The organism is Paenarthrobacter nitroguajacolicus (assembly GCF_031455195.1).
Lineage (GTDB): Bacteria > Actinomycetota > Actinomycetes > Actinomycetales > Micrococcaceae > Arthrobacter > Arthrobacter nitroguajacolicus_D.
The window spans coordinates 1-2379 of record NZ_JAVDSH010000017.1 but is presented as its reverse complement, the minus strand read 5'-3'; the positions used below and the strand labels follow the sequence as shown (position 1 = coordinate 2379).

General features: G+C 62.1%; 2 protein-coding genes. One reads left to right on the top strand and one right to left on the bottom strand.

Going from position 1 to position 2379, the window contains the following annotated elements; translation table 11 throughout:
- The first annotated feature begins 369 nt into the window (after nucleotides 1-369).
- Nucleotides 370-963, top strand: coding sequence for an HhH-GPD-type base excision DNA repair protein (locus J2Y68_RS21965; protein ID WP_211712170.1), 594 nt, complete (start codon nucleotides 370-372; stop codon nucleotides 961-963).
- A 64-nt stretch (nucleotides 964-1027) separates the two neighbouring features.
- On the opposite strand, the gene J2Y68_RS21960 is transcribed toward J2Y68_RS21965, so the two are convergent.
- On the bottom strand, nucleotides 1028-2023 hold the full coding sequence (locus tag J2Y68_RS21960; RefSeq protein ID WP_309997084.1) for a patatin-like phospholipase family protein: 996 nt from the start codon (nucleotides 2021-2023) through the stop codon (nucleotides 1028-1030).
- Nucleotides 2024-2379 lie beyond the last annotated feature (356 nt).

Here is a 2379-nt window from a genome sequence, read left to right as displayed (position 1 = left end):
GGGGGTGCGCAATGATCCAGCCATAATTTCAACCAATCAATAAAACAATCGGTATCAACAAACTTGGCACACTATTGAGTTCTCAAACAACAGACCCCCCAAAACATCACCCCACCGGAACACCACACAAAGCAGCGCACCACAACAGGGCCATTGGAAAAGAAGAGTTATTTTTGGCCGCCTACCGAACCGTACACACCTTCCGGCTTTCCGTTTCGCACCCGGCGACTCAGAAAACAATACACGCCCCACACCACCAACGCAAATCCACCCCCAAACCCCCACCCCAACCACCCACCAAACCCCCACCAAACCGCCGTCGAACCTTATACAGAAGCCGCCATGACGCCGGCTCTCAGTGGTGGGAGGATGGGACCCATGGAACTGCACATCACAGGCGATGCCGCCGCCGACCAACTTCTCAGCGATGACGCCTTTGCGCTGCTGACAGGCATGTTGCTTGATCAACAGGTGACCATGGAATCGGCCTTCGCCGGTCCGGAGAAGATCCGCACACGCCTTGGATCCTTGAAGCCCGAAACGATTGCCGAGTACGACCCCGCTGGCTTCGTTGAAGTCTTCAAAGAAAGGCCGGCCGTCCACAGGTTCCCCGGTTCCATGGCGGGCAGGGTCCAAGCTCTGGCGGAAACCGTCCACCACGAATGGAACGGAGACGCTGCGTCAATCTGGACAAGCGGCTCCCCCGACGGCGCTGAGGTACTGCGCCGCCTGAAGGCCCTGCCCGGGTTCGGCGAACAAAAGGCGAAGATCTTCCTGGCCCTCCTTGGCAAGCAGTGCGGGCTTCAAGCCGAAGGGTGGCGGGAAGCCGCTGGCCACTACGGCGAGCAGGGCTCGTACCTTTCCGTCGCCGACATCGTGGATCCAGAGTCCTTGGTCAAGGTGCGCGCCAGCAAACAGGCCGCCAAAGCAGCAGCCAAAGCTGCAAAGGCGCCCAGCGCGTAAGACCACCCCTCACAGCAGCCAGACAGAGGAGGGCTCCCACCATTGGTGGGAGCCTTCCTTCATCTCATCGCCAGAACTCGCCAAGCCTCCCTGCCAGGGCCGTGCCCTGGTCGTAGCCAGCTTGGGCAGCGGCAGGACGCAAGGAAATATCCATCGCGTTCGCACCAAACAGGTGCTCGGCATCAGGGCGCGGGAAAATGGTCTCCACCCTGCTGCCGCCTGCACGTAGAGCTTCAACCTGCGTCACCAGGTGCATGCCCCACTCCACGGGCTGAAGGGACCGGCCGCCGAATGGTGACAGCACCAGTACCCGCCCATAGCCGGCTGCCAGGTCGGCATTCTCGGCGTTCGACCGATAGCCGCCGTCGAGGTACCAATTGTCCCCGATCCTGTATGGCCTGGAGCTGGAACAGCTGGCCGCAACGGCATCCACCAGCTCGACACCGCTTCCGCGATCGAAAACGGCAGGTTCACCGGTTTCGGCATCGACGGCCGTGATCAGTACCTGCCGGTCCGGCCAACGTTGATCCGGCAGCCGGGACGCAACGACAGCACGCCATTTTGATTGCCAGGAATCGTCCGCCGCTGCGTCCGACTCCATGGCGGCCGCCCCCATTCGACGGCGCATTTCGGCCGCATCATTGGAGGAGGAGATGATGTGGTTCATCCTGGCCAAGTGGCTCGATACAGCCAACGGGCGGCCGCGGTCAGATCCGGCCGCGCCCGGCCGCCGCTGGGCTTCAGGCACAGGTGCGACGGCGGCCGCGAACAGTTCCGCTGGGGACGATGCGGCCAACTGGGCCGCTGCCGTTGATCCAGCCGACGTTCCGACAGTAAGATCCGGGGTGGTCACATCAAGCCCGGACCCGTAAAGGCCGGCTATCACGCCGATGAGCCACGCGTTGCCGGTGGATCCCCCTCCCCCGAGGACCAACGCACGCCCGCCCTCTGAACTCAGTGGGCCCGTGGCGAGGAGTCGCTGCTGATCAGGGTCGGACAACGGGGGCGCCGAAACGCCCGTTTGGGGAGTACCTACCGTTGAAGAAGATGTTGTGTCCATGGGAGTTGCCTTTCGCGAATTGCGGATCGCGGCACTCCCGGAGGCGACTACTTCAGTCGCCCGATCGTGGACAACAAGGGAGCGCCCACTATGGATACTGCGTTCATGGGTCTCACCTCCTGTCGACGAATCACGATCACTTGAAAAATAGCACGCCCCCGATCCACACGCCATGGAACGTTAACGACAAAAGGCCCCCACTTGCGTGGAGGCCCAGGCAGTTGCCGGTGTGAGCGTTGATCGCTGCCGGCACACCCTCACTGTTGTGTGGGTTAAATGGGTGGAGCCCCGACCGTCGTGGTCGGGGCTCCCCTGTTAATGTGTGTCCGGCGGTGTCCTACTCTCCCACACCCTCC